25 protein-coding genes are annotated in these 25,926 nt (G+C 60.0%); 13 read left to right on the top strand and 12 right to left on the bottom strand.

Annotated features, from left to right (window positions below):
- Positions 1-106: 106 nt before the first annotated feature.
- On the top strand, positions 107-502 hold the full coding sequence (locus ACOERD_RS03470) for an SgcJ/EcaC family oxidoreductase (protein ID WP_170373854.1): 396 nt from the start codon (positions 107-109) through the stop codon (positions 500-502).
- A gap of 3 nt (positions 503-505) precedes the next feature.
- Here ACOERD_RS03470 and hflX read toward each other — a convergent pair whose 3' ends face one another.
- The 4 genes from hflX to trkA all read right to left on the bottom strand — a co-directional run bounded on the left by hflX (position 506) and on the right by trkA (position 5,061).
- On the bottom strand, positions 506-1,777 hold the full coding sequence (gene hflX / locus ACOERD_RS03475; protein WP_419738064.1) for a GTPase HflX: 1,272 nt from the start codon (positions 1,775-1,777) through the stop codon (positions 506-508).
- A complete protein-coding gene (gene hfq, locus ACOERD_RS03480; RefSeq protein ID WP_005982826.1) occupies positions 1,777-2,016 on the bottom strand; it encodes an RNA chaperone Hfq in 240 nt (79 codons plus the stop codon). Before hfq ends, hflX begins: the two co-directional genes overlap by 1 nt.
- 130 nt (positions 2,017-2,146) lie before the next feature.
- Positions 2,147-3,685, bottom strand: coding sequence for a TrkH family potassium uptake protein (locus ACOERD_RS03485; protein ID WP_170764485.1), 1,539 nt, complete (start codon positions 3,683-3,685; stop codon positions 2,147-2,149).
- Positions 3,685-5,061: a Trk system potassium transporter TrkA gene (gene trkA, locus ACOERD_RS03490; protein ID WP_170466662.1), complete on the bottom strand. Its 1,377-nt coding sequence runs from the start codon at positions 5,059-5,061 to the stop codon at positions 3,685-3,687. The genes ACOERD_RS03485 and trkA overlap by 1 nt, the downstream gene beginning before the upstream one ends.
- A 96-nt stretch (positions 5,062-5,157) precedes the next feature.
- On the opposite strand from trkA, the gene ACOERD_RS03495 reads away from it, so the two are divergent.
- Positions 5,158-5,637: a hypothetical protein gene (locus ACOERD_RS03495; protein WP_170466659.1), complete on the top strand. Its 480-nt coding sequence runs from the start codon at positions 5,158-5,160 to the stop codon at positions 5,635-5,637.
- Here ACOERD_RS03495 and ACOERD_RS03500 read toward each other — a convergent pair.
- From ACOERD_RS03500 to dusB, 7 genes are all read right to left on the bottom strand, one after another.
- Positions 5,625-6,785: an MFS transporter gene (locus ACOERD_RS03500; RefSeq protein WP_419738065.1), complete on the bottom strand. Its 1,161-nt coding sequence runs from the start codon at positions 6,783-6,785 to the stop codon at positions 5,625-5,627. The two genes, ACOERD_RS03495 and ACOERD_RS03500, sit on opposite strands and share 13 nt — an antisense overlap.
- 43 nt (positions 6,786-6,828) lie before the next feature.
- Positions 6,829-7,419, bottom strand: coding sequence for a helix-turn-helix domain-containing protein (locus ACOERD_RS03505; protein WP_419738066.1), 591 nt, complete (start codon positions 7,417-7,419; stop codon positions 6,829-6,831).
- 18 nt (positions 7,420-7,437) lie between these two features.
- Positions 7,438-8,847: a sigma-54-dependent transcriptional regulator gene (locus tag ACOERD_RS03510; RefSeq protein ID WP_419738067.1), complete on the bottom strand. Its 1,410-nt coding sequence runs from the start codon at positions 8,845-8,847 to the stop codon at positions 7,438-7,440.
- Positions 8,844-11,132, bottom strand: coding sequence for an ATP-binding protein (locus ACOERD_RS03515; protein ID WP_419738068.1), 2,289 nt, complete (start codon positions 11,130-11,132; stop codon positions 8,844-8,846). The genes ACOERD_RS03510 and ACOERD_RS03515 overlap by 4 nt, the downstream gene beginning before the upstream one ends.
- A 99-nt stretch (positions 11,133-11,231) precedes the next feature.
- Positions 11,232-12,599 carry a response regulator gene (locus tag ACOERD_RS03520; RefSeq protein WP_170373863.1) on the bottom strand — a complete coding sequence of 456 codons (1,368 nt, stop codon included), beginning with the start codon at positions 12,597-12,599 and terminating at the stop codon, positions 11,232-11,234.
- Complete coding sequence (locus tag ACOERD_RS03525; protein ID WP_170659687.1) at positions 12,599-13,687, bottom strand: two-component system sensor histidine kinase NtrB; 1,089 nt, start codon at positions 13,685-13,687, stop codon at positions 12,599-12,601. The genes ACOERD_RS03520 and ACOERD_RS03525 overlap by 1 nt, the downstream gene beginning before the upstream one ends.
- Entirely contained in the window at positions 13,684-14,667 is a 984-nt protein-coding gene (dusB, locus tag ACOERD_RS03530) for a tRNA dihydrouridine synthase DusB (RefSeq protein ID WP_419738069.1), read from the bottom strand. The genes ACOERD_RS03525 and dusB overlap by 4 nt, the downstream gene beginning before the upstream one ends.
- 182 nt (positions 14,668-14,849) lie before the next feature.
- On the opposite strand from dusB, the gene ACOERD_RS03535 reads away from it, so the two are divergent.
- The 10 genes from ACOERD_RS03535 (at position 14,850) to ACOERD_RS03580 (ending at position 24,829) form a co-directional block, all read left to right on the top strand.
- Complete coding sequence (locus ACOERD_RS03535) at positions 14,850-15,980, top strand: bifunctional 2-C-methyl-D-erythritol 4-phosphate cytidylyltransferase/2-C-methyl-D-erythritol 2,4-cyclodiphosphate synthase (RefSeq protein ID WP_419738070.1); 1,131 nt, start codon at positions 14,850-14,852, stop codon at positions 15,978-15,980.
- Positions 15,977-16,474, top strand: a complete 498-nt coding sequence (locus tag ACOERD_RS03540; protein WP_419738071.1) for a phosphatidylglycerophosphatase A — start codon at positions 15,977-15,979, stop codon at positions 16,472-16,474. The genes ACOERD_RS03535 and ACOERD_RS03540 overlap by 4 nt, the downstream gene beginning before the upstream one ends.
- Positions 16,471-16,947, top strand: a complete 477-nt coding sequence (locus ACOERD_RS03545) for a CinA family protein (protein WP_419738072.1) — start codon at positions 16,471-16,473, stop codon at positions 16,945-16,947. Before ACOERD_RS03540 ends, ACOERD_RS03545 begins: the two co-directional genes overlap by 4 nt.
- 198 nt (positions 16,948-17,145) lie before the next feature.
- Complete coding sequence (locus ACOERD_RS03550) at positions 17,146-18,327, top strand: ammonium transporter (RefSeq protein ID WP_419738073.1); 1,182 nt, start codon at positions 17,146-17,148, stop codon at positions 18,325-18,327.
- Positions 18,328-18,468: 141 nt separating this feature from the next.
- On the top strand, positions 18,469-19,146 hold the full coding sequence (locus ACOERD_RS03555; RefSeq protein WP_419738074.1) for an orotate phosphoribosyltransferase: 678 nt from the start codon (positions 18,469-18,471) through the stop codon (positions 19,144-19,146).
- Positions 19,147-19,405: 259 nt separating this feature from the next.
- Positions 19,406-20,896, top strand: a complete 1,491-nt coding sequence (locus tag ACOERD_RS03560) for a replicative DNA helicase (protein WP_170466628.1) — start codon at positions 19,406-19,408, stop codon at positions 20,894-20,896.
- A 106-nt stretch (positions 20,897-21,002) separates the two neighbouring features.
- Entirely contained in the window at positions 21,003-22,046 is a 1,044-nt protein-coding gene (locus tag ACOERD_RS03565) for a Hint domain-containing protein (RefSeq protein WP_419738075.1), read from the top strand.
- Between the two features lie 226 nt (positions 22,047-22,272).
- Positions 22,273-23,307, top strand: a complete 1,035-nt coding sequence (gene alr / locus ACOERD_RS03570) for an alanine racemase (protein WP_419738076.1) — start codon at positions 22,273-22,275, stop codon at positions 23,305-23,307.
- Positions 23,304-24,086, top strand: a complete 783-nt coding sequence (locus tag ACOERD_RS03575) for an MlaE family ABC transporter permease (RefSeq protein ID WP_170458563.1) — start codon at positions 23,304-23,306, stop codon at positions 24,084-24,086. The genes alr and ACOERD_RS03575 overlap by 4 nt, the downstream gene beginning before the upstream one ends.
- Entirely contained in the window at positions 24,083-24,829 is a 747-nt protein-coding gene (locus ACOERD_RS03580; RefSeq protein WP_419738077.1) for an ABC transporter ATP-binding protein, read from the top strand. Before ACOERD_RS03575 ends, ACOERD_RS03580 begins: the two co-directional genes overlap by 4 nt.
- Here the strand turns inward: ACOERD_RS03580 and ACOERD_RS03585 are convergent.
- Positions 24,826-25,254 (bottom strand): thioesterase family protein, encoded by a 429-nt coding sequence (locus ACOERD_RS03585; RefSeq protein ID WP_170486860.1) that lies wholly within the window; start codon positions 25,252-25,254, stop codon positions 24,826-24,828. The two genes, ACOERD_RS03580 and ACOERD_RS03585, sit on opposite strands and share 4 nt — an antisense overlap.
- Before the next feature lie 103 nt (positions 25,255-25,357).
- On the opposite strand from ACOERD_RS03585, the gene ACOERD_RS03590 reads away from it, so the two are divergent.
- Positions 25,358-25,804 carry a paraquat-inducible protein A gene (locus ACOERD_RS03590; protein ID WP_170638573.1) on the top strand — a complete coding sequence of 149 codons (447 nt, stop codon included), beginning with the start codon at positions 25,358-25,360 and terminating at the stop codon, positions 25,802-25,804.
- Positions 25,805-25,926 lie beyond the last annotated feature (122 nt).

Raw genomic sequence — 25,926 nt, forward strand, 5'->3', positions numbered from 1 at the left:
GCCCATTCGGCGACTCCTCGCCCCGATTTCCGAGGTGTCGTGGCAAGCCTTCCCATTTTAACCTAGGATCACCGACCAGGTGATGTGGGATCCGTGGGGGACGATCATGGCAAGCATTCGGGACATCCTGAACAATCTAGCGCGCGACTACGCCATCGCCTGGAGCTCCGGTGACGCAGAGGATGTCGCACGTTTTTTCGCGCCCGATGGGCAGATCATCATCAACCGAGGCGACCCGCACAAAGGCCGGGACGCCATCGTAGAAATGGTGCATGGTTTTCACGCTGAATTTTCCAACCTCGAAGTGCGATGCGATATGTTTCGCTGGGCTGGATCACACGCGATCTTCGTGAAAACGATGGAAGGGCATCATTCCGAAACAGGTAATCAGGTGGTGGTTCGTGGATGGGAAGAGTGGGAGCTGACACCCGAATACACGGTCAAATCCTCTGTGGGCTGGTTCGATATGGAGGATTTTCACAGGCAGATCGCCGGTAGCTAGCCTTCAAAGCCCTGCAAACTGCGCTGCCTGTTTGTCGGTCCAAAGTACCGTAATCTCAAACCCGTTTTCCGTCTGCTCTTCGGATCGAACGACATCCTGTCGGAACAGCCACGCGCGCTTGTTCCCTTCGGCGAAGCTCAGCGAGAGAGTGGTTTCGCGCCGGACCCCCTGCAGTTTTGTCGCGATATCAGCCAACAGAGGCGCGATCCCATCCCCGGTCACGGCCGAGATCGCAAAGATCGAAGGATCCCGGTCAGCACGCGCCAAAACCGCCTCACGCTCATCCGCGTCCAGCAGATCGGTCTTGTTCCAAACCTCGAGCATGGGCCGCTCATCATCCACACCCAGTGAGGTGAGAATAGCCTGAACGTCATCGGCCTGCGCTTGCGATTCATCATGGCTGATGTCGCGCACATGCACGATCAGGTCCGCGCCCAGAACTTCCTCAAGCGTTGCCCGGAACGCAGCGACCAGCTCGGTCGGTAGGTTCGAGATGAAACCCACCGTGTCCGACAGGATCACCTCGGGGCCGTCGGGAAGAACAACGCGGCGCATGGTCGGGTCCAACGTGGCAAACAGCATGTCCTTGGCCATCACCTCAGCCCCGGTCAGGCGGTTGAACAGGGTTGATTTGCCCGCGTTGGTATAGCCCACCAGGGCAACAATCGGATACGGCACCTTGGCCCGTGCAGCCCTATGCAGCGTGCGCGTCTTGACCACCTTTTGCAGCTGCCGACGCAAACGCACCAGTTGCTCGTCAATGGCGCGGCGGTCGGCCTCGATCTGAGTTTCACCCGGGCCGCCAACAAAGCCCAAACCGCCCCGCTGGCGTTCCAGGTGGGTCCAGGCCCGGACAAGCCGCGTGCGCTGATAGCTGAGCGCGGCCATCTCGACCTGCAAAACACCTTCGCGGGTGCGGGCGCGGTCGCTGAAAATTTCAAGGATCAAACCCGTCCGGTCGAGGATCTTGACCTTCCAGGCTTTCTCAAGATTGCGCTGCTGAACCGGTGTCACGGGGCCGTCGATCAGAACCAGTTCGACCTCGCTATCGTGCAACCGTTCAGCCAGCTCGTCGATCTTGCCGCTGCCAAACAGAAGCCCCGGTTGGGCGCGCGGCAGGCGCACGATCTCGGACCCGATCACATCCAGATCGGGCAATGCGGCAGCCAGTGCCACTGCCTCTTCCAGCGCGGGTCCGGGGACGCGGCGCTGTTCATCTGATTTGATTTCAGGATGCAGCACCCAAGCTCGGGTGCGCTTCCTTTCATGTTCCATCAAGAGGCGTCTTCGCCCTCATACAGGTTGATCGGCTGCGATGGCATGATGGTTGAAATCGCGTGTTTGTAGACCAACTGCGACTGTCCGTCGCGGCGCAACAATACGCAGAAATTGTCGAACCAAGTGATCACACCCTGCAATTTCACGCCATTGATCAGGAAAATCGTGACCGGGACTTTTGCTTTCCGTACATTGTTCAGGAACGCGTCCTGCAGATTCTGTCTGTCCGAAGCCATATTTTATTAACTCGCCATTGTTCTTGCTACGCGCTGCGGACCAACGCGCTCCCTCTGGCAGAGTATGGAGTGACGCGCACAGATATTCCAGACGAAAAATCAGGCAGTAACGCCGGGCACGCGCAGTGGTTCAATCCCGCCACAGGGTCGGCGTGATCAGCGCGATGATTGCCAGCGTCTCAAGCCGACCGATCACCATCGCCGCGCAGAGCGTCAGTTTGGCCCCGCCCGACAGGTCAACCAGGCGGATCGGGACATCCGTCGCAAGCTCGATCAGCGGCCCGGTTGTGCTGAGGGCGGCGACACTCAGCACCATGGCCTGTTCGAACCCCGACCCCATCAGGGCCAGCAGCAGGTTAAACAGGGCAAGGGTCAGCGCGAACATCATCAGGAAGATCCACGCGATGAAGGCTCCGTCGCTTTGAATGCGGCGGTTGCCGCCGCCGGTACCACTGACCGAGGATGGGTGGATCAGCCGGTCAATCTCGCGCGCGCCGTTAAGGTAAAGCGCAAAGACCCGCAGCAATTTGACCCCACCTGCCGTAGTCGCGACACCGCCACCAACCAGCGCCAGCCCCATCAGAACCAAGCCTGGAGTCCCCAGACCCGAAAGCTGCTGGGCATCGTTCCAATTCGCACTCTCGAACCCAGCTGTGGTCAGGAACGCAAGGCCGGTGAACAGCATTCCCCAGATCACGTGTAGGGCTTGCAACGGCTGCAGCTGGCCTCCAATTTCATTGACCCCTGCCCAAACGCGGAAGAACAGCAGCAACGCGACCGCCAACACGATGAACAGCCCGATACGAAACTCCGGGTCTTTGTCCAGCCTCGCAAAGCCGCTGGCAGCCGTGTCGGTTGAAAAGGTCAGGCGCGACAGGGCGAAAAGCAGGAAGAGAAACAGGATCATTTCCCCCGTAATGCCCGCCTGCGCGCCCTCCAGCCCACCAACAGGAGAGATACCCGAGGTCGCCATCACCGACATCGCATGGCAAATTGCGGCCAGGCCTTGTTCTCCGGCGATCAACAGCAGGATGCAGACCACGGCGGTCAGGCCCGCATAGATCGGCGTCAGGGTTCGGGTCACGCGCAGCAAGCGGCCACGCGGATCGACCTGCTCGCTTTGTGCCACGCCCGATACCGGCCGACCAGGCTGGCCCCGCGCTGTGACCTCGAACCCGCCCAGTGACAGCGGCGCCAAGATCGCGGCAGCGGCAATCCACATCAGCAATCCGCCCATCCAACCCACCAGTGCACGCCAAAGATGCAACGGTGCGCTGAGGCGACCAGGGTCGGGAAACAAATCTGCTCCGGTCGTGGTCAGGGCACTGACCATATCGAAATAGGCGTTCAGAAAGGTGGTATTGCCGAGCGCGTCGTGGAACGGGATGGCCAGAAAGATCGGAAGAATGGTGAAACAGCCCAGCAGCACCGCCAACTGCCCAAGCGTCCCCCGCCGCGGCACCCGGTTCGAGGCCGCCAGCGCGATCGCGGATACCAGAAACAACCCAAGCAGCCCGGAATAGAGAAAAGACCGCGAGGTATCGTGATCATCCAGCGCCAGCGCATAACCCGCCGGCACCCACATCGATAGCGCCGAAATCCCCCAGATCAGCAGAAACAGCGGCAAGCGCCGCAATACCCCGATCCGAGCTGTGACCACACGCGCCATCAGAAGAAATCAATCGAGACCTGCAGCAGCCGTTCGACCTCGGGGACGTCCTTAGCCATGGCAAAGATCGACAGCACGTCCTTTTCGTCAATCCGCAGACTGCCCGTTGGGCGCAACAGTTCGTCGCCTTTTAGAACAGCGCCAACCAGAACACCCTCGGGGAAGTCGATATCGCGCAGTTTCTGCCCGGCCATGGGCGAGGTTGAAAGCACCTCAGCCTCAATCACTTCGGCTTCGGCGTCGCCGATGGAGTAAACCTGCCGCACCCGCCCATGCCGGATATGGCGCAGGATCGAGCTGACGGTGGTCGCTCGCGGGTTGATATAAGCATCGATCCCCAGAGGCCCCATCAACGCCACCATGCTGGGATCGTTGATCAGCGCAATCGCCAGCGCACAGCCTTCGGCCTTGGCGCGCACGGCTGCCAGCATGTTGGTGCGGTCATCATCTGTGACGGCAAGCATCGCGTCGGCACGGTCGATGCCTGCCTCGTTCAGCAAAGCCGAGTCCAGCCCGTCGCCATGCAGGACGATGGTCCGCTCCAGCGCTTCGGCGGCTTTTTCGGCGCATTCCCGGTCTCGTTCAATTATCTTTGCCCGCACGCGGCTTTCGCGTTCTTCAAGTGTTCGCGCGACTTCGAGCCCGACATTGCCACCGCCGACGATCACAACACGGTCCTGCCTTTTTTGCGCTTTGCCGAACACCTCCATCGTTCGGTCGACATCCTTCACGCTGGTGAAGACATAACATTCATCGCCCACGAACAGCTGATCTTCTGATTCAGGTGCGAAAAGGCTGCCCTCGCGCCGGACCCCGACCACGATGGAGCTGAGGGTCGAGAACAAATCGGTCAATTGCCGCAGAGGCGTGTTCACGATCGGGCAATCTTCGTCGATCCGAATGCCCAGCAGCTGGGCCTTGCCGTTCATGAACATCTCGGTGTCAAAGGCGGACGGGGCCGACAAGCGGCGCATAGCGGCGGCGGCGACCTCACGCTCGGGGCTGATCACCACATCAATTGGCAAGTGATCGCGGCGATAGAGGTCCGAGTGGATCGCCTGAAGGTAGGATTGCGACCGCAAACGCGCGATCTTGCGCTGGATGGCGAAAACCGAATGGGCCATCTGGCAGGTGACCATATTCACCTCGTCCGAATGGGTTGCGGCGATGATCATGTCGGCATCGCGCGCCCCCGCCCGTTCCAGCACATCCGGATAGCTGGCGAAGCCCGCGATCCCCTGCACGTCGAGCGTTTCCGTCGCGCGGCGCACAAGATCAGGGTTGTTGTCCACCACCGTGACGTCGTTCAGCTCGCCCGATAGATGCCGTGCGATCTGCCAGCCAACCTGACCCGCACCGCAAATGATGACCTTCATGTTTCTGGCCCTTCTGCCTGAAATCTTTGAATGACAGATGGTCCTGAGAGGGTCAATTGAATTGTCATACCCGACCTTTTCGGGCAGAATAAGCATATGAAAACACTCGTTCACCTGCTTGTTCCAGTGATGCTGCTGACTGCCTGCGGCCCGCTTTCCATATACTATCGCGAGGGGGAAAGCGTATCGAAGATGCAGGAACAAACCACTCAGTGTAAGGTACAGGCGCTTGAACAGGCACCGGTTGCCAACCAGGTCCGTCAGGGCCCGCCGACCTATTGGCCGGGCCGCACCTATTGCGACGGAAGCGGACGGTGCTATCGGTCGGGCGGTTGGTGGGAGCCGGGGCGCATATACACGGTCGACGTCAACCAACCCCTTCGCAACACGGTTGAGGCACAGTGCATGGCGCAGAAAGGGTTTCGCCCTGTCAGCCTGCCGCCCTGCAAATCCGGGGTGAAATCCCGCGTTCCGGCAACCCGTACAACGACCCTGCCTCCGCTGAATACGGAATCCTGCTTCGTCAAATTCGATGACGGGTCGTTTCAGATCATCACGCCCGGTCAGGCCGGCTGACGGAGCGCTCGTTTTCGCGCCAATGCGACATGCGCAAGGATCGCCACCGCGTAGATTCCGATCACTGTCATCAACATACCGGCCTCGCCCGTCCGCCCAAGGACGGCCAACAGAACAGGCGTACCCAACAGGTTCCCCGCATTGCCCATCTGCGCCATGGCGCCGTAGCTGAGGGCCTGCGTCTCGGGCGTTTGGTTCAGGATCGGCACGGCAGCAAAGCTACCCCCTTGCACGAGGCCCAGCACCGCAAACAGAAATATACAAACAAGTTCGAGCGGCACGCCAAGAAACACCCCTGCGATAGCCATCATGCCAAGCGCAAACCCCAAGTTTACGACCGCAACGCAGGACGTGCGAGACAACAGGATCGGAACCGCAAGCCAGCTCAGAACAATGCCTGCCAAGGGCATAAAGCCTGCGACCGTAGCGGCCAGCCCATCGGGCAGCCGACCGGGCAGGATGGCCAGCAAAGAGACGAAGGTTAAGGTGTAGAAGAACCAGCCTATGGCCGGAGCCGATATAAAGGGCGACCGGTAAGTGCGCAGATGCACGTCAAGGAGTTCGCTCCAACGCCAAGGCGCAACATCCTGAGATGGTTGAACGTGCAGTCCACAAAGCAGGATCAGACCCGCGATGGCGATCATCAAGCCCCCGTGCAGAGCGAAGAAAAAGGGCAACCCGAAATGCTCAACGACCGGCAGGCCGATCCAGGCGTTCAGTGCAAAGGCCACGCCGAAGAATGTGCTCCACAACACCATCGAGATATTGCGCGCCTTGCCACTGGTAATCTGAGCGATCAGCGTGGGCGCAGCGACGACGATGGCGAGGTGCGAGACCCCCTCGACAAACCGGGTGGCCAGCATTGTGTTAAACCCGGGAAGGCTCGCCTGAAAGATCGACAGCGCGCCGCCCAGACACAACCCGCCAAAGAGCAGTTTCAACGCCCCGACGCGCCCCACGACGGCACCGGACACCGCACCCAGAACCGCGCCCAGAAGACTGATGATCGACAACAGCCACCCCATACTCTCGGCATGATCGGGGTAAAGCAGCACAAGCTCGGGAAACGGCACGGCAATCTTGGCAAATTGCGTGGCCGCACCCAGACCGGCCAGCCAGAGGAGAAGAACCTGAAATGCTTGCATCATGGGGCGCTTTTACAGCGCCTACTCAGCCCACGGAACGCATAAATTATGCGCCTGCTTTCGTCCCGCTGACCAGACGAACCGGCGTGCCGTCAGACAGGTAGAGACGTTCCCAGAAGATTTGTCCGGCACTGATCCGAATACGGTCGTGAATGGCCTCGGAAGTCTGGAAAGCCTTGGGCGCGGGCGTGTGCATATCCCACCACCCTTCGGCTTCCAACTCGGCCTCGGCCTTCTGGATTTCTTCGGTCGCAAACTGCCAGAGCGACACGCCCAAAAGCGCGTTCTGGCTGGTTTTCCAGTCCCTTGCCCGACTGGCGGAATAGGCAAGGCATTTATGGCTCGCCTCTTCGACCAGATGAAGGCAATCGGAGGAATTCATCACCAAGCGCCGCAACGCACTGTCATCGGAACGCTTTGGACCAAGCACGGCAAAGACCGCTTGTTGCGTGTCCGGAGGCGGCGTTTGCCCGCCTCTCTCCCAACGTGAGATGGTGGCCTGATCCACCTCCAGCAGCTCGGCCAGATAGGCCTGTTTGTACCCGACGGACCGGCGCAACCGTTTCAGGCGTTTGCCGAAGCCCGGATAGCCCCGAGTCTCAAGCCGCTTGCCCGTGGTTGGCGCGCCGATGCCCATCGTGACCTTCCCAGCAGATTACTCTGCCGGTTCCGGCTCATCAATTTGGGCAACGCGCGCGCCCGATTTGTTCGAGGTCACAACACCCAGCGATTTCAGCTTGCGGTGCAGCGCGCTGCGCTCCATCCCGACGAAGCTGGCGGTGCGGCTGATATTGCCGCCAAACCGGTTGATCTGGGTCAGCAGATACTCCCGCTCAAACGCCTCGCGCGCCTCGCGCAGGGGCAGAGTGGCCAGCGCACCGGACAGGACGACACGACCCGAATCCTCGGCCTTGTCCTCATCGCTCGGCAGCTCGCGCGCCTCAATCGGGCCTGTGCCATCGCCGAGGATCAGGACACGCTCGATCAGGTTCTTCAACTGACGGACGTTGCCCGGCCATGTCATGGTCTGCAGCAGCGCAACCGCTTCCTCGGACAGTTCCCGAACCGGCAAACCCCGAGTTTCATTGCACATTTCGATGAAATGCTGCGCCAGAACCGGGATATCCTCACGACGGTCCTCCAGCGAAGGGACGTCAATCGGGACAACGTTCAGACGGTGATAAAGTTCCTCCCGGAACCGCTCGGCCACAATCTCATCATCGAGGTTCTTATTGGTCGAGGAAATCACGCGCAGATCGACCCGCACCTTGTCCGAGCCGCCAACGCGTTGGAATTGCTGATCAACCAGTACACGCAGGATCTTGGACTGGGTGCCCAAGGGCATATCAGCCACTTCGTCAAAATAGATCACACCGCCGTGGGCCTCTTCCAGCAGGCCCGGCTCCACACCGCGTTCGCTGCTTTCGCGCCCGAACAGAACCTCTTCGACCCGCTCTGGCTCGATTCCAGCGCAATTGACCGTCACGAAGGGCGCATTGGCCCGGTTGGAATGCGCGTGGATATAGCGCGCCGCGATTTCCTTGCCCGAACCCGCCGGTCCGCTCAGCATCACACGGCCGTTCGACTTGGTGACCTTGTCCAACTGGCCTTGCATCGCCCGGAACGAGGCCGATTTGCCGATCATATCCGAGCAGCTGACCTCTTTGCGTTTCAGCGAAGCATTCTCTCGACGCAAGCGTGAGGTCTCCATCGCGCGGCGGATCACGACCATCAACTGGTCGATATTGAAGGGCTTTTCGATAAAGTCATACGCGCCCTGTTTGATTGCGGCGACGGCGATTTCGATATTGCCGTGACCCGAAATAATCACCACCGGCACATCCGGGTTGTCGCGTTTCACCGCCTTAAGAATATCAATCCCATCCATGCGGCTGTCTTTCAGCCAGATATCCAGGATCAACAGCCCCGGCGGCTCAGCATTGATCGACGACATGCACTCATCCGAGTTCGCCGCTAGCCGGGTTGAATAGCCTTCGTCCTCCAGAATGTCGGACACCAGTTCGCGAATATCGCGTTCGTCATCTACGATCAGAATGTCGCTCATCTTTGGCCTGCTTTCATTATGTTGGTTTTAATCGCCTGCTTCTGTGGCGCTGAATTGGATGGGAGGTTCGCCCCCGGTAAACGGATCACGGCCATTGCGCCGAAATGGTCCTGTCCGTCAAAGGTGGGCGCGTCTTCTAGCGTCAGCGCTCCGCCGTGTTCTTCGATGATTTTCTTGACGATAGGCAGGCCCAGCCCGGTCCCTTCGTCGCGTGTGGTTACGTAGGGCTCGAACAACCGCGCACGGTCTTCCGGCAGCCCGATCCCGTTATCCGCAATGGTGATGATCGTCCCAGCATCGTCGCTGGAGACCGCTACCTTGATCTGCGGCTTCAGGTTTTCAGGAGCGCCCTTTTCCTTCAAGGTTTCAATGGCTTCCCCGGCATTCTTGATCAAGTTGGTAAACGCCTGATTCAGCATGGTCGCGTCCACATCCACCGGGATTGGTTGGTCCGGAAGATCCGCATCAATCTGCACCTCGGGTTGACCAGCCTGTTGTAACAGCACCGCCTCGCGCACCAGCGCAACGACATCCTCTTCGCTCCGTTCAGGCTCGGGCATGCGCGCGAATTTCGAGAACTCATCCACGATCCGGCGCAAGTCATTGGTTTGACGCACGATCACGTCGGTCATGGAGACGAGGATATCGCAATCCTCTTCATCCAGCTTACGTGAGAATTTCCGCTTGATCCGCTCAGCGCTCAACTGAATCGGGGTCAGAGGGTTCTTGATCTCGTGTGCAATCCGCCGGGCCACATCGCCCCACGCGGCCATACGCTGCGCGCTGACCAGATCGGTGACGTCATCAAAGGCCACGACATAGCCCTCGAGCCCGCCATCCTCGCCCCGCCGCGTGGCCATCCGCACCAGCAGGTTTTCCAACTGGCCTTTGCGGGTGACCTTGATCTCACCTTGCACGGCCTCTTGTCCGCTGTCTTTCAAGCTTTCGAACAACGGCAGAAATTCGGGCACCGCGATGCCGATGGCCAGATGCTCCTCGCCCCGGGACCAATCCAGCAGCCGCTCGGCCGAGCGGTTTACGAAGGTCACGCACCCTTCCGGGTCCACGCCGACCACGCCCGAGGTTACCGAACTCAGCACCGAGTCGAACAGGCGTCGGCGGCTTTCGATCTGCTGAGTATTCTCGAGCAGCGTGTCCCGCTGGCCTTTCAACTGCCGTGTCATCTGGTTGAAGTACCGACCCAGCATGGCAATTTCGTCATCGCTGGCCTCTTCGATCACTTGCACGCTTAGGTCGCCCGCACCGACCCTCTGCGCCGCTGTAGTCAGGCGCCCCACGGGCCGCGAGAGGCGTTCCGCGAACCACATCCCCAGCGACATCGCTGCAAGTATCAGGATTAGCGCAAAGCCCAGATAAAGAAGACCGAACTCGAACAGCACCCGCCCGCGTTCGCTTTCAAGCTGCTGATAGAATTGCGCTGTTTCCTTGGTGTCATCCAGCAGGGTCAGCAATTGGCCGTCGACCTCACGACTGACATAGAGGTACCGATCCAGATATGCCTGCAACGGCACTAGCGCGCGGAACTCGTTGTTCTGCCAGTCCGCGATGATCAGAAGGCCACTTTCTGTGGCTGCGGCCATCTGCTCGGGGGTCGGCGCTTCGTAGTTGAACAGGTAAGAGCGATCACCGCGCGACCGGATTTCACCGTCGCCGTCAATTACGTAGGCCTCACGCAGGCCACGCTGGATCTGAGCCTGCCCCTGCGCCAGAACCTCGCGCAATTCCGCATCCGAGATGTAGAAATCCCGCGCGCGTGCATTGTCGAGGAAAAGCGCCAGAACGGCGGCGTCTTGTGTCAGACCCTGCCGATGCTCAAGCTCATAAGCCTCGGCTGCCGTCAGCGACGACCCCACAACCTGCCGAACCCGGTCCGAGAACCAGCCTTCAAGGCCGATATTCACCGTCAGCCCGGCAAAGATCGCGACCGTCACCGTCGGCACCAGTGCCAGCAGTGTAAACGCGCCAATCAAACGCAAATGCAGGCGCGATCCCGCTGATTTGGCCCTCCGCGCCGCGATCAGACTGCCCAGCTGACTCATCACCAGAGCCGCAACGACCAGCACGTAAACGAGGTCGGCCAGCAGAATCAGGCGCAACGTCGGGGCAGTTGCGCCCAGATCGAAAGGACCAATGACAAGATATGTCGCAAGCGCCAAGACCGGCCCCAGAAGAACCAGCCCGAAGGTGCTGTAATTGCGCAGTTTCCGGGATCTGCGCCACCGGTTAACCGATGGGAGAATCCCGCTCTGTGCCCGGGTTGCCACCGTCTGCCCTCATCCTGATGTGCTGCTTTCGCAGCGAACCGCCATATCTCGTGGTCTATTCCCGGGCGATACCCGAATGCCACGCTTTGTGTGGCGATATTACATCAGTTTGCGACGGCGTGTCACCTGAATATCGAGGTCCGTGATCTTTTTCCGCAGCGTATTTCGGTTAATCCCAAGTAAATCCGCGCATTTTGCCTGGTTTCCGCCGGTGGCTTCCAGTGCGATTTCGATCAACGGGGCCTCAACTTCCCGCAAAATGCGCTGATACAGGCCCGGAGGTGGCAGCATATTGCCGTGCAGATCGAAATAGCGGCGCAGATGGCGTTCAACCGAGGTTGCCAGCTTCTCACGCTCTCCTCCGCCCAGAACGGGCTCGGCTTCGGGTTGGCTGCCCAGAACCATCTCTACCTCGGCCTTAGAGATCTCGTCGGATCGGCTGGTCAGGCTGAGCCTGCGGATCGCATTCTCCAACTGCCGCACATTGCCCGGCCAGGAATAGCGCCGGACCAGCTCAACCGCATCAGCGCTGAGCCAGCGTTTGGACCCAAGGTCTTTTTCCTCGCGGGCCAGAAAATGCTCGGCCAATAGGGTAATATCATCCACCCGCTCACGCAGAGCCGGGACATGGATGGTTGCGCCGCAGAGGCGGTAGTAGAGGTCCTGACGGATACGCCCGCCCTCCATCCCGGCGGTCAGATCCGATTGGCTGGTGGCCATGAAGCGCGGCACGTGATCACCAGGCGTATCCATCATCCGCACGATCCGCGCCTGAATCTCGTCGTCGATATCGGCGATCTCATCAATCAACAGCGTCCCGCCACGCACCCGCGCCATAACGCGTGCGGGGCCTTCGAGGTCACGCAGATCTGCCGCCGTTGCCGTCACAAACGGAAGCGTCCGACGATCCGAGAAGTCATGGATAGCTCGCGCAATCAGAGACTTACCGGTCCCACTTTCACCAGAAATCATGACCGAGAGATCGGTGTTCATCACCCGCGCCACCAGACGATAAAGCGACTGCATCACCGGGGTACGCCCGACCAGAGGCAGCTCATCCGGGCGCTCATTCTCCTGGGGTTCAGGGTCGCTCTGCAAGCGTTGCTTCTGCTCCAAGGCACGCGCCGTCCGCTTCATCAGGTCTGGCAGGTCAAACGGCTTGGGCAGGTAATCGTAAGCATCCGCCTCGGCCGCCTGGATCGCTGTCATTATCGTGTTCTGAGCCGAGATCACGATCACCGGCAAGCCAGGACGGTCCTCGGCGATCTTTGGAAGCATTTCCAAGCCGTTACCGTCCGGCATGACTACGTCCGAGATCACCACGTCCCCTTTGCCTTCGCCAACCCAACGCATCAGCGTGGTCAGCGAGGATGTGGCATGCACCTTACATCCGGCGCGCGTCAGAGCCTGTGTCAGAACGGTGCGGATCGTGCGGTCGTCATCCGCGACCAGAACGGTGCCATCCATCAGATACTCTCCTCTTTCGGTTTTTTATTTTCAGCCGGCGCACGGCGCAGCGACAGTTTGAAAACGGTCCGCCCCGGAACAGAATCAACGGAAATCCAGCCGTCATGGTCCGAGATGATCTTGCTGACCAAGGCCAGCCCCAGCCCTGTCCCGTTTTCCTTGCCTGAGACAAAGGGGTCAAAGATGTCACTGCGGATTTTCTCCGGCAGGCCCGGCCCGTCATCAATGATCTCTATCTGCAGCGGCAGCGAATGTCCCGATCCATCACTGCGGCGCAGGCGGAAGGAATGTTCGAAATAAGTGCGCAGGCGGATTGTACCGCCCTGCGGACCAGCCGCCTCGGAGGCGTTTTTCAAAAGGTTCAGGACAACTTGCAGAAGTTGGTCCGGGTCGCCAAAGGCCAGTGGCAGCGAAGGGTCATAATCCTCGACAATGGCCATATCCGCGCCAAAACCCAACAAGGCCGAACGGCGGGCGCGGTCTAAAACATCGTGGATGTTGACCGGCTTGAAGTCGGGTTGCTGCAGGTTTCCGAACTGCTCGACCTGCTCCAACAGCTTTACGATCCGACGGCTTTCGGCAACGATTAGATCTGTGAGTTCAAGGTCTTGCGGTGCGATATTCATGCTCAACAATTGCGCGGCGCCGGTGATCCCCGCAAGTGGGTTCTTGATCTCATGCGCCAGCATTTCTGCCATTCCGATGGCGGATTGCGCTGCGGATTTGACCGTATTGCCCCGCGTCATACGCCCCGCCAATTCGCGCGGAGATATGATCATGATCATCGAGCCGGGATGCCCAACCAGCGGTGCAATCTGCAAGGCGCATTGCAGCGGTGCGCGATTGCCCGACCCCGCATCCACATCGTTGACGAACAAAGGCGTTCCCTGAGCACGCGCGCGGTCAAAGGCTTCCTCTAGCGGCGCATCAACGGCGATCTGATCCCAGACGGGGTGGCCGATCACCGACTTGCGCGAGGCGTTCAGAAACCCCTCGCCCGAGGAATTCACATCCGCAATCCGGTCGTCCTGGTCGATAATGAAAGCCGGAACCGGCAGCGAGTTCCAGATGCTCTGATCCGAAGTCATGCTGCCACTCCCTGCTGCCACTCCAGCGCATCACCCAACAGGCGCAGCACCTCATCCGTATCGCGCGAGGTCAGAACCGCGCGACGCAGAGGCGCGGGCGTTCCGGCCTCATCCATGTACCAGCCCAGATGCTTGCGGGCGACGCGGAGGCCAAGGTCCGTGCCGTAAAAGCTCAACATCGCCTGATAATGCGCGCGCACCATGTCGATCAGATCCGCGCTTTCGGGGATCTCCGGTGCATCGGTGCCGTAGACCTCATGGCAGATCTGCGCCAGCAGCCATGGCTTACCCTGCGCCCCTCGGCCAACCATGACACCATCCGCGTCCGATTGCTTCAGCGCTGCGCGGGCCGCACGCGTATCCACGATGTCCCCATTGGCAATGACGGGGATCGAGACCGCCTCTTTCACCGCTCGGATCGCCTGCCAATCGGCGCGGCCTTTGTAAAACTGGCAGCGCGTCCGTCCGTGGATCGTAACCATCTGAATTCCCGCCCCTTCAGCCCGGCGCGCCACGTCAGGCGCATTCAGCAACGCGTCATCCCATCCAAGCCGCGTTTTCAGCGTCACGGGGACATCGACGGCCTCAACCACAGCCTCGATCAAACTCAGGGCGTGATCCGGTGTCTTCAGCAAGGCCGAGCCGGAATAGCCGTTGGTCACTTTCTTGGCCGGACAGCCCATGTTGATGTCGATCACGCGCGCGCCGCGATCAGCCACCTGACGGGCAGCTTCGGCCATCCAATGCGCCTCACGCCCGGCAAGTTGAACGGCAGTGTTTTCCACATCGGCTGACAGCTCGGCCCGCTCGCGCACGCCGGGTTTGGCCTGTACCATTTCCTGACTGGCGACCATTTCACTGACCACCATGCCCGCGCCAAAACGCATCACCAGATCGCGAAACGGGCGATCCGTGATTCCAGCCATCGGGGCCAGCAACACAGGCGGAGATACGGTTTTGTCAGCGAGGTGCAGCGTCAACGTGCTTAATCCTTGGGCAATTGCGGATTTGATATCGAATTCGAAGCATATGAACAACAAAACCACGGTCATCAAGCCTGCAAAATCATCACTTGCCTATTTTTTAATCACATTACCATGGGTGATTGCCTCTGCATTCACCGCCCCCTAAACAAAGCGCAGCATTCCGGAGAAACCCGACCATGACCACAGCCGCCATAATCGTTGCCGCAGGGCGTGGATTGCGCGCCGGAGGCGGCACGCCCAAGCAATGGCGCACGCTGGCCGGTCGACGCGTGGCGGATTGGACGATCGACCGGTTCCGTGGCGTTGTCGACCACATCGTATTGGTCTTGTCGGACGAAGACGCCCGGGCTTGGGAGGAGTTTCGTGACACCGACTTAATACTGGCCAAAGGCGGTACAGATCGGGCAAGTTCGGTTCGTAACGGATTGCAGACATTGGAAAATCACCAAGTGACCCGCGTGCTGATCCATGACGTGGCGCGGCCCTGTGTCTCGGCTCATCTCATTCAAAACGTCCTGAGCGCGCTGGACACGCATCAGGCCGCCGCCCCCGGTTTGCCTGTTACGGATGCGCTTTGGATCGGGCATGATGGCTCGGTTTCTGGGACGCAGGACCGTAGCAACCTGTTCGCTGCGCAGACCCCTCAGGGATTTGACTACGATGCCATCGTCAAGGCGCACGCCGCGCATCCCGGCGGAGCCGCGGATGATGTAGAGGTCGCACGGGCCGCAGGTCTTGAGGTTTGCATTGTGCCGGGCGACGCGGACAATCTGAAAATCACCCGCCCCGAGGATTTCGAACGGGCGGAAAGCATAATGGGAACGACTATGGATGTGAGGCTGGGCAACGGCTATGACGTGCATCGTTTTGGCGATGGCGATCACGTGATGCTCTGCGGTGTGAAAGTCCCGCATGAACGCGGGCTGCAAGGGCATTCCGACGCGGATGTCGGGATGCACGCGGTCACCGACGCGATTTACGGCGCGCTAGCACAAGGGGATATCGGCCAGCACTTCCCCCCTTCGGACCAGCAATGGAAAGGCGCAGCCAGCGAGATCTTCCTGCGCCATGCGGTCGAGTTGGCCGAGGCGATGGGCTACCGCATCTCGAACGTCGATTGTACGCTGGTCTGCGAATACCCCAAGATCGGCCCTCATGCCCCGAAAATGAAAGAAGAAATGTCGAATATCATGGGATTGCGCACCGATCAAGTCTCGGTCAAGGCAACTACGTCCGAGCGTCTGGGCTTTACCGGTCGTAGCGAGGGCATCGCGTCGCTCGCCACAGCCTGTCTGGTGAAAGCATGAACATCGCGCGTCTGATCGGAACCGTCTGCGGCGTCGGATATCTGCGCCCTGCCCCCGGCACATGGGGATCGCTTGCGGCTCTGCCTCTGGTCTGGGTGCTGCATGTTTTGGGCGGCTTCCCCCTGCTCGTGCTTGCGACGCTCGTCGTGTTCATCGCGGGCCTTTGGGCCACAAAGGTGATGACCGCCGGGCAAGAGGATCACGACCCGTCCGAGATCGTCGTCGACGAGGTCGCAGGCCAGTTCATCGCGCTCTGGGCCATTTCCTACCCCAGCTGGGCGCATGGGATCGAGATCACCGCGCTCTGGCCCGGTTGGGTCGCGGGGTTCCTGCTGTTCCGGCTGTTCGACATCACCAAGCCCGGCCCGGTCGGCTGGGCCGATCGCAAAGGAGACGCATTAGGCGTGATGCTGGACGATGTGATCGCCGGTGCCTTTGCCGCCATCGGCGTGATGGTTCTGGCCGGGATCGCACATGGAGTGTTGGGCCTATGACTGTCTCCGAGCTTCTGGACCGTGCAAAAGCACAAGGCATCATGATCGCGACGGCAGAAAGCTGCACGGGTGGCATGGTGGCCGCTGCTTTGACCGACATCCCCGGCAGCTCGGCCGTGGTGGATCGGGGGTTCGTTACCTACACCAACGAGGCCAAGCAGCAGATGCTAGGCGTGCGCGGCGAGACGCTGGACGCCTATGGCGCGGTCTCAGAGCAAGTCGCACGAGAAATGGCCGATGGCGCGCTGAGGCAGTCGAGCGCGCAACTGGCCGTGTCGATCACCGGCATCGCAGGCCCCGGAGGGTCAGAATTCAAACCCGAAGGCCGCGTGTGCTTTGGCCTTGCCGTCGACGGGCAACCCACGCGCACCGAAACTGTCGAGTTCGGCGCTCTGGGCCGCGACAAGGTCCGTCAGGCGGCGCGGGACCATGCGCTGGAAATGCTTTATTTCGGCCTTTCGCAAACCGCTTAAATTTAAAGCAACGACACCGCATTGACGCAAAATTAAGCGTCAGTTGACAAAAAGCCACCTAAATAGGCGTCTTTTTGCACCTCTGCCTCTTTTTTCCCCGATCCAGCTCGGCTTCAACCCGCCGCACACCACTCACGAGGTGTCGGCCGTGGCGGTTTGCCCGGCCGACGCCCAAACGGCAAAAAAGGAGACCGGCCCATGAACGGAGCCGATACAGCCTGGATCATTGTGGCAACTGCACTGGTCCTGTTCATGACATTGCCGGGCCTTGCCCTGTTCTATGGCGGGCTTGTACGTGCCCGAAATGTCCTCAGCGTGTTTATGCACTGCTTCTCGATTGCCTGTTTAATGAGCATCCTTTGGCTGGTCGCGGGCTATTCCATCGCCTTCGGACCCGGTGAAAGCGGTTTGTGGGGTGGCTTGGGCAAAGCGTTTCTGAATGGTGTTGATGCCGACAGCCTGGCGGGCACCCTGCCCGAAATCCTGTTCTTTGCCTTTCAGATGACCTTCGCGATCATCACCCCCGCCCTAATCGTCGGCGCCTATGTCGAGCGGGTCGGCTTTGGCTTTGTCCTCACATTCTCGGGCCTGTGGATGCTGCTGTGCTATGCGCCGGTGGTCCACTGGATCTGGGGCGGCGGGATGCTGTCTGATGGCGGCATTCTGGGTGAGATCGGTGTGCGCGACTTTGCTGGCGGCATCGTTGTTCACGAAACCGCCGGTCTGGCCGCGCTGATCATCGCCGTGATCCTCGGCCCACGCCGCAATCGCACAACGCCTCCGCACAATCCGGGCTTTGTCATGATCGGTGCCGCGATGTTGTGGGTCGGCTGGTTCGGCTTCAACGGCGGTTCGCAACTGGCCGCTGACGGCAGCGCCGCGATGGCCATGACCGTCACACATCTGTCCGCCGCGACCGCATCTCTGACCTGGGCGCTGTGGGAGAAGATCCGCTTTGGCAAAGCGTCGATGGTCGGTCTGGTCACCGGCACCATTGCGGGTCTGGCCTCGATCACTCCGGCCTCGGGCTTTGTGGGTCCGGTGCAGGCGCTGATCATCGGGGCCGTTGCAGGTGTACTGTGTCAGGAGGCCGTCTTTGTCATCCGCAACAAGCTGAACATTGACGACACGCTGGACGTCTTTGCCGTGCACGGTGTCGGAGGCATCTTTGGCACCCTGATGATTGCGCTGTTCGGTCTGGGCACATGGACAGCGCAGCTTGGAGGCCTTGTGATTGTGGGTGCCTTTACGGCAGTTGTCACCTTTGTGCTGATCAAGGTGGTTGCAGCCATCACCCCGCTTCGCGTAGACGCCGAGACCGAGACAAACGGCCTCGACCTGTCGGTACACGGCGAGCGCGCCTATGACATGAGCAGCTAAGCCCACCTTGGTTGCCCATCGCCCGCAAGGGCAAAAGCGGACCTGTCGCGGGTCCGCTTTTTCTTTGTTCGGCCCTCTCGACTCCGGGCCGATGGACAGGCTATCAGCCCGCAACACTCTTTCAGCCCCGAGGTTTGCGCCATGATCCCCAGTTCATTTCCCGACAGCTCTGAAATTGCCCGCCTGACCGCGCGGATGCTGCTGGAGATCAAGGCCGTTCACTTCAACTCGCGTGAGCCGTTCACGCTGGCCAGCGGCCTGCCCAGCCCCACCTATATCGATTGCCGAAAGCTGATCTCATACCCACGCATCCGCTCGACCCTGATGGACTTCCTGACCGTCACCGTGATGCGCGAGGCGGGGTTCGAGGCGTTTGACAATATCGCGGGCGGTGAGACAGCCGGCATCCCCTTTGCCGCCATGGTCGCCGAGCGGATGGCCCTGCCCATGACCTATGTGCGCAAAAAGCCCAAAGGCTACGGCCGCAACGCCCGCATTGAAGGCGCAATGAGCGAAGGGGAACGCGTGCTGCTGGTCGAGGATCTGGCCACCGATGGCGGCTCGAAACTGTCCTTCGTGGACGCGATCCGTGAAACCGGCGCGACCTGTGGCCATACCGCGGTGATTTTTTACTATGGCATCTTCCCCGAGACCGAGAAGACCCTGGGCGATCACGGTGTGAAGCTGCATTCGCTGTGCACCTGGTGGGACGTTCTGGCCGAGGCCAAGGCGCAAAAGGCCTTTGACGAAGAGACCCTTAGCGGTGTCGAAGCCTTCCTGAACGACCCGCGTGGGTGGCAGGACGCGAAAAAATCGTAAGATTCGGCCTGTGGGTAAGCTGGGGATAGTTGATTTTCGAATCGATCCAAAGCGCGCCTATCTAGTCGAATTTCGCGCCCATCACACCAAATGTTGCGATAGCTTTCGTCCCGTGCAAAACTGGGCGGAAGTTATCCCCATTCAGATGGGCAGTTATCCCGAAGCCGGGGGCGGTTATCCCAACTTACCCCCATTCATTTGCAGATAGCTTGAACCGGGGCTTGGCGTGTAGAACCTCGGAACGGGCAGCGGGGACAAGATGAACGAGATCAGCAGTATCGAGCAGGCAGCGGCGCAGATTCAAAACGCCGAGACCATGCCGCATTCCATCGAGGCCGAGCAGCAGCTTCTGGGCGCGATCCTGACCAACAACGATCTTTATGACCGGGTCGCCTCGATCATCGGGGCCGAGCATTTCTACGACCCGGTTCACTCACGGATTTACGAGGTCGCGGCCACGCGCATCGCCAAGAATGCGCTGGCTTCGCCTGTGACTCTGAAATCCTTCATGGCGGATGACGAGGGCCTGAAGGAGTTGGGCGGACCCGCCTATCTTGTCAAACTCGCTGGGGCTTCAATCAGTGCCTTCGCGGTGCATGACTATGCCCAGATGATCTATGACCTCGCAATCCGGCGCGAGCTGATCCGGCTCGGCCGTGACATCTCGGACAAGGCGGCGCGGGTCGATGTGTCCAGTGAACCAAAAGAGCAAATCGTTGAGGCCGAGCAACAGCTCTATCAGCTTTCCGAGCAGGGCCAGACCGAACAGGGTTTCCAATCCTTCCTTAAGGCGGTCACAGAAGCCGTTAACGTTACCAATGAGGCGTACCAGCGCGGTGGCGGCATGGCGGGGATTTCCACCGGTCTGGCCGACTTGGATAAACAATTGGGCGGGTTGCACCCATCGGACCTGATCATTCTCGCGGGTCGTCCGTCGATGGGTAAAACCTCGCTCGCGACCAACGTGGCGTTCAACGTGGCCAAGGCTTACAAGCGCGGGCTTAAACCCGATGGCAGCGAAGGCGCGATTGATGGCGGCGTCGTGGGATTCTTCTCGCTCGAGATGAGCGCCGAACAGCTGGCAGGTCGTGTTCTGGCCGAAGCCTCTGAAATCTCCAGCCACAAGATCCGTCAAGGTGACATGACCGAGGCCGAGTTCCGCCGCTTCGTCGATGCCGCCAAGGAATTGGAGGCCTGCCCCCTATTCATTGACGACACGCCTGCGCTACCGATCTCGCAGCTGGCCGCCCGCGCACGGCGGTTGAAGCGTACGCACGGGCTGGACCTGCTGGTGATCGACTATCTGCAGCTGTGCCGGGGCATGTCCGACAACCGTGTCAATGAGATCGCCGAGATATCGATGGGCATGAAGGCCATTGCCAAAGAACTGAATATCCCTGTGATCGCTCTGTCTCAGCTGTCCCGTCAGGTCGAAAGCCGCGACGACAAGCGCCCGCAACTGTCTGACCTGCGGGAATCGGGCTCGATCGAGCAGGACGCCGACGTTGTGATGTTCGTGTTTCGCGAGGAATACTACAAGGAACGCGAAAAGCCCGGCGATCACGAGCTGGAAAAGATGGAAGAGTGGAAGCAGGCCATGGAGCGCCTGCATGGCAAGGCCGAGGTCATCGTCGGCAAGCAGCGCCACGGCCCCATCGGCACGGTCGAGCTATCGTTTGAGGCGCAGTTCACCCGCTTTGGCAATCTGGTCAAACCCTGGCAACAAGGCGGCGAGATTGAGGGTTACTAAAAGTCACCTTAAATATCCAAAAAGCCGATTTTGAATGCCAATCGTCGTGTGTTAGTGTGTACTGAATGACGGCACGTACTGCCGGATTTTAGCAAGGCCTACGTCATTGCCCGCGATCATTTCGGAAATACGATACAGAAACGGGCCAAATTTTGCGCCAGACGGCGATTTCATCGAAATCCGCGTTCCGACCGGTACGGATGTCTCGGACCTGAGGGTTCAAGTTTACAATGCCAACGGAACAGTACGAAGCTCCACAGATGTCGATACAGCGCCGGTGAACACGGTCAACGGTTTCGACTATTATGTGGTCTCGGCACGTATCAACCGGCTGGGCGCTGTGTCGCTTGACGACAATGGCACGGTGCTGAGCTTTGTGTCCTTCGACAATGAGGTCACCGCAACACAAGGCGCCGCCAGCGGGCAGACCTCTACCCAGATCGGCAGCAACGGAACAGATGACACCTCGTCCCTTACCTCGACCGACGGGGTGAATTTCGTCGAGAACCCCAACCCAAGTCCCGGCGCGCCATGCTTCACAGCCGGCACTCTGATCGGCACGCCGCGTGGCAAGGTTCCTGTTGAGGCACTCCGCGCCGGAGATCAAGTTCTACTCGAAGATGGCCCGCCGGAGACCCTGCGTATGACCCTGTCCCGCAGCCTCAACCGGGCCGAGTTGATAAAGACCCCGCAACTGTTTCCGGTTCGCATCGTCGCTGGAGCGCTTGGGCAGTCGCTGCCGAAACGTGATCTTATGGTCTCGCGCCAGCATCGGATGCTGATCCGATCTCCGATTGCGCAACGCATGTTCGGGACCGAATCCGTTTTGGTCTCGGCCATTCAATTGACCCGAATGCCCGGTGTATTCGTCGACACCATTGTCTCGCAGGTGACCTATCACCACCTTGTGTTCGACCGCCACGTGGTGCTGTTTGCCGAAGACGCGCCCAGTGAAAGTCTATTTACCGGCCCGCAGGCGCTGCAATCCATGGATGACGCCTCACGCGAAGAGTTGATGCTGCTGTTCCCGCAGCTTGCACTCTTTGCCGCCCCGCAGCCCGCGCGCTACATTCCAAGCAAAAAGCGCCAGCGCAAATTGGTGACCCGGCATCTTAACAACAACAAGCCGCTGCTTGACGAGCGGCGATAAGACGGGCCTCCTGCGTGGGTCGCTCTGAACGATCCGCCGCTCAAAAGACCTTTGACTTGTATCGCTGCACAGTCCCGGTACGCGCATCACTGCCAGTCAACAGCCCCTCAAACCTACCCAAATTCCTGCGTCAGATGGCCGTATGCCGCCTATCTTGCGGATTTTCCTGACAGGTTGTGTACGATCCCCTCTTGACCTGCCGCGTTCCCGTGTCATGAACAACTCCATGAGTACCGCACGTTTGACGATCAATCTTCAGGCGCTCGCCAGTAACTGGCGGGCGCTCGATGCAAAAACGGATGTCGAAACCGGCGCCGTAGTTAAGGCCGACGCCTATGGTCTTGGGGCCGAACCTGTCGCCTGGTCATTGGCCGAGGAAGGTGTCCGCAAGTTTTTTGTCGCCGTCGCCGAAGAAGGCGCAGACGTTCGCGAGGCGGTCGGGCCCGGCCCGATGATCGCTGTATTCTCAGGTCATATGGACGGGGATACCGAGCTGCTGCGCGATCACGACCTGACGCCGCTGCTGAACTCGGGCGCGCAATTCCAGCGCCACCAGCAGGCCCTGCCCGGCCACAGCTTTGGCATCCAGCTTGACACCGGCATGAACCGTCTGGGGCTCGAGGCCCCCGACTGGGCCGAATTGCGCCCCAAGGCCGAGGCGTTGAACCCGGCGGTTGTGATGTCTCATCTGGCCTGCGCGGACGAGCCGGATCACCCCATGAACCAGCAACAGCTGACCGCGTTTCGCGGCATGACAGACGGTATGACGGCCCCCCGGTCTCTGGCAGCCACCGGAGGCACCTTGCTGGGGCCTGAATTTCACTTCGACTTCTGCCGCCCCGGCATCGGCCTTTACGGCGGAATGCCCTTTGCCGAAGCCAAGCCCGTCGTCACCGTCGATCTGCCGGTCGTGCAGGTGCGCGACGTCGCGGTCGGAGAAACCGTGGGCTACGGCAACAGCTGGACGGCACGCCGACCGTCGAAGATCGCCACCGTCACCGCCGGATACGCCGACGGCCTGCACCGCGCCATTGGCGGCGGTATTGACGCCTTCGCGGGCAACCAACCCTGCCCGGTCGTCGGTCGGATCTCGATGGACCTGATCACCATCGACGTCACCGATCTGGGCTTTGAGCCCGAGAAACTGCGCATCCTCAACGGACATCAGACCGTCGATGATCTGGCCGAGGCCGCCGGCACGATCGGCTATGAAATCCTTACCTCTATGGGCCGCCGTTATTCACGAGGGTACGTGGAATGAACCCGCTGTCTCTGCTGGGTGGGTTGGGCCGCACAGTTCTGACCCTGCTGGCCGCGTTTGGGCGCGTGACCCTGTTCGCTCTGGACTCGCTGTCGCACATCCTGCGCCCGCCCTACTACCCGCGCGAGATCGCGATGGCGTTGTTGAATATCGGCTGGCTGTCGCTGCCCGTGGTCGGCCTGACCGCCATCTTTACCGGAGGCGCGCTGGCCCTGCAGATCTACGCAGGCGGCGCGCGGTTCAATGCCGAGGCCGTGGTCCCTCAGATCGTCGCCATCGGCATGGTGCGAGAGCTTGGCCCGGTGCTGGTCGGCCTGATGATCGCCGCCCGCGTGACCTCCTCCATCGCAGCCGAAATCGCCACGATGAAAGTGACCGAACAGATTGACGCGCTGGTCACCCTGTCGACCCATCCGATGAAATACCTCACCGCTCCGCGCGTACTGGCGGCACTGATCACGGTGCCGATCCTTGTCGGTATCGGAGACATCATCGGCATCATGGGCGGCTATACTGTGGCGACACAGAACCTCGGGTTCAACCCGGCCGCCTATCTGCAAAACACGGTCAACTTTCTTGAGGCCCGCGACATCGTCTCATCCCTTGTCAAAGGCGCAGCCTTCGGCCTGATCGCGGCCATCATGGGCTGCTACTACGGCATGAACTCGGGCCGGGGCGCCCAGGGCGTGGGTCGCGCCACCAAAGGCTCGGTCGAGGCCGCCGCCGTGCTGATCCTCGCCGCCAACTTCGTTCTGACAGGAGTGTTCTTCTCGCTATGATCCGGATGGAGAACGTCAAAAAGTCCTTTGATGACAACCACGTGCTGCAGGGCATGAACCTTGAGATCCCCAAGGGCACCTCGATGGTGATCATCGGTGGGTCCGGCACGGGCAAATCGGTCGCGCTGAAATGTATCCTCGGCCTAATCAAGCCCGACAGCGGCATGATCTATGTCGACGGCAAGGACGCCAGCAAGGGCGACCGAGACGCGTTTCTGGCACGCTTTGGCATGTTGTTTCAGGGCGCGGCCCTGTTTGACTCGCTAACCGTCTGGCAGAACGTCGCCTTCCGCCTGCTACGCGGCTCACTGAAACGCCCCACGGATGAGGCGCGCGAGATCGCCATCGAGAAACTCCGCCGTGTGGGTCTGAAATCCAACGTCGCTGACCGCTTTCCGTCCGAGCTGTCGGGCGGGATGCAGAAACGCGTGGGCCTAGCCCGCGCTATCGCCGCCGAGCCCGAGATCATCTTTTTCGACGAACCCACAACCGGGTTGGACCCGATCATGTCCGGCGTCATCAACGACCTGATCCGTGAGATCGTGACCGAGATGGGCGCAACCGCGATGACCATCACCCACGACATGACATCCGTCCGCGCAATTGCCGACAATGTGGCAATGCTGCATGACGGGGTGATCCAGTGGACCGGGCCTGTGGGTCAGATGGATGCCTCGGGCGATCCGTATCTGGAGCAGTTCATCAGCGGAAGCGCGGAAGGGCCGATTGAGGCGGTGCGTTAATCTTCGCTCTTTGCCATCCACCTAGTCGAACGTTCGATAACGTCCTGCGGAATAGCTTCTGCTCGCCTTGTCTGCAGGTTGAGCAAGACGCATTTGAAAACAGTGGAAAATGTCGTTTTACTGTCCGCAACTCGAATTAGTTTGTGGCTGAAGGTCATGGATTTCGTTCCTACCTCAAGGATTTCGCTTTCCATCTGGATCGCTTCGCCGGCACTCAATTCCGAAAGGAAATTGCTGTCTGCATGGACCACCGCAAAGGATAGCTTTCGCCCCGAACGCATGTCTTCGGCCGTAAGCCCCAGCTCTGCCTGCAACGCAAAAACGGAATCCGAGCATGCCGCAAAATACTTGGACACATTCATATGCCCCAGAAAGTCACAGTCCGATGGATCAACAATTGACTTGTAGGCCACAAAACCCGACATCGTTCCTCCCCGTCTAAAAATAACTCAGTGGCGAGTACCGGTTTAAGTTAACCATAACAAAACATCGCCGCAAAATCTGAAATCTCGACGAGACGCACAGCCAATGACCCTCCGCCTCGCCACCCTCTCCCTCCTGATCCTCTACCCGATCGCGTGGTTCGCCCCGCTGATGCGCGCGGGCCTGCTGCCGATCTTCGGACTTTCCGAAATCAGCGTCATCACCGGCCTCCAATCTCTTTGGAAATCCGACATCTTCCTCGCGCTCGTCGTCACAGTCTTTGCCCTTTTCGCCCCCTACATCAAAACCATCGGCACAGCGCTGATCCAATGGGACCTGCTGGATGCCCGCGTCCAACCCGCGCTGAACATCCTAGGCAAGCTCGCCATGGCGGATATTTTCCTGATCGCGCTCTACATCACGCTGGCCAAGGGGATCTCTTACGCGACCATCGAGACGGCCTGGGGCCTCTACCTGTTCACCGGCTGCATTCTGGCCTCGATCGCGCTGGGATATATTACCGAGATGACATCCACTTCACGAAAAGCTTAGACCGTGTGTCGAGAACATTCTGAATTGTCCGGTGTAGGTAACATGCCAATTGTCCGCTTCAGTTGATTGCGCGGTGGCCCAATTCGGAGGGAGCCGTAGGCGACCGTAGATTTGGGCCACCG

The organism is Ruegeria sp. (genome assembly GCF_965199275.1).
In the GTDB taxonomy this organism is placed as follows: domain Bacteria; phylum Pseudomonadota; class Alphaproteobacteria; order Rhodobacterales; family Rhodobacteraceae; genus Ruegeria.